A 1721-nucleotide genomic window follows, 5' to 3' on the forward strand; every position below is an offset into this window, starting at 1 on the left:
GCCAAAAAATCACAGCGAGTCTTAACGCCGTGTTAAGTGGTGAACAACACTACCACCCAGCCTAAGCCATTGTGCCGTAAACACTAAAACTAAACCAAACCGAAAATACCGAGCGTTGTGAATCCGTCTTAAACGCTTTGTTATGTTTACATCACCCCGATTAAGCCTAAAATCCCAATAGGTAAAAGTAACACCCACTGAGGTAACTTTATGAACGTTTTAATTTTAAAAAAGTACCAACCGACACCAATAAACACAAATGAAAAAGTGATGAAAGATACAGATATTCCGATGACCACATTTTGAAATGAGTCTAAGTTAAACCAACCAACATAAGTTAATACAAACCCACAAAGGACAAGAATAGCTGATACCATATGCCAACAGGCTAGCAATGTCGCTTTAGGAATGTCTGCCAAATCTGATTTAAGAAAAGGTCTAACCGGATCCATTTGCCCTGCAAAGATATGAACGCAGGATGTAAACAAACCGATTATTCCTGCACTGAAAATCCAAGTATTCATATATACTCCTTGTAAACATAACGCCCAATTAAGTTGTGAGTAACGCTACCGCCAAACCTGAATTTTGCACCCTAAACACTGAAACTGATTCAAACCAAAAGTGCCAAGCGTTACGAATCAGCTTGAATTGTTTGTTATGTTTTACCACAAACACATGATTTACTTGAGAAAGAACTGCTACTTCCGACTAGTTTTCTGAAGTAAACCACAAGGCTGGAACCGACTTGACCACCAAAGGCGACTAACCCAAAATCAGTAATTCCACTTCCCTGCCCAATGAGGCAACCCGACTAAGCACCAACAAGCGCCCTGTCTTTCCAACCAAAGTGCAAAACAATGTTGAATTGCCGAGGCAACTGCCAAGCCGAAGTGCTAATTGGCTAAGAACCTAAAAGCGACTTTGAGCCAGTTAAACCAGAAGCAAACCGCCACGACCTGACAATGAAGCAACCCACGAACATTGACATGTTTTACGGGCTGAAAGATTCAAGAGCTTAGACCGACAATGCGGATTTGCTGAGTCTACTAGGGACGAATTGCTCGAGGGACAAAGAACTAAAGCCTAAGACCTTTAAGCCTTTGAAATACAAGTAAACATAACGCCCAATTAACGTGTGAGCAGCGCAGACACTGAACTAAACCACTGCACCGTAAACACAAAATTCAACCCGAAGTGAGAGCGCCAAGCGTTGCGAATCACTGTTGAATTGTTTGTTATGTTTTACCACAAATACATGATTTACTTGAGAAAGAACTGCTATTTCTAACTAGTTTTCTGAAGCAAACCACAAGGCTAGAACCAACTTGGCCGCCAAAAGCGACCAGCCTAAAACTAGCAAGTCCACTTCCCTGCCCAATGAGGCAACCCGACTATGCTCCAACAAGCGCCCTGTCTTTCCAACCAAAGCATCAAACAATGGCAAATTGCCGAGGCAACTGCCAAGCCTAAATGCTAATTGGCTAAGAACCTAGAAGCGACTTTGAGCCAGTTAAACCAGAAGCCAACCGCCACGACCTGACAATGAAGCAACACGCGAACATTGGCATGTTTTACGGGTTGAGAGATTCAAGAACTTTGACCGACAATGCGGATTTGCTGAGTCTACTAGGGACGAATTGCCAAAGGGACAAAGAACTAGTGCCTAAGAATTTTAAGCCTTTGAATTTCAAGTAAACATAACGCCTTACTAAGTGGCG

Annotated in this window: 1 protein-coding gene; it reads right to left on the bottom strand. The window is 42.5% G+C overall.

Going from position 1 to position 1721, the window contains the following annotated elements:
• Nucleotides 1-146: 146 nt before the first annotated feature.
• Nucleotides 147-524, bottom strand: a complete 378-nt coding sequence (locus A1QO_RS18220; RefSeq protein WP_017041374.1) for a hypothetical protein — start codon at nt 522-524, stop codon at nt 147-149.
• Between the last annotated feature and the right edge of the window lie 1197 nt (nt 525-1721).

Source organism: Vibrio genomosp. F10 str. ZF-129, from assembly GCF_000287055.2.
Taxonomy (GTDB): domain Bacteria; phylum Pseudomonadota; class Gammaproteobacteria; order Enterobacterales; family Vibrionaceae; genus Vibrio.

Excerpts from the sequence above, each read along its gene's own strand:
- A1QO_RS18220 (WP_017041374.1), bottom strand. The coding sequence starts at position 524 with ATGAATACTTGGATTTTCAGTGCAGGAATAATCGGTTTGTTTACATCC.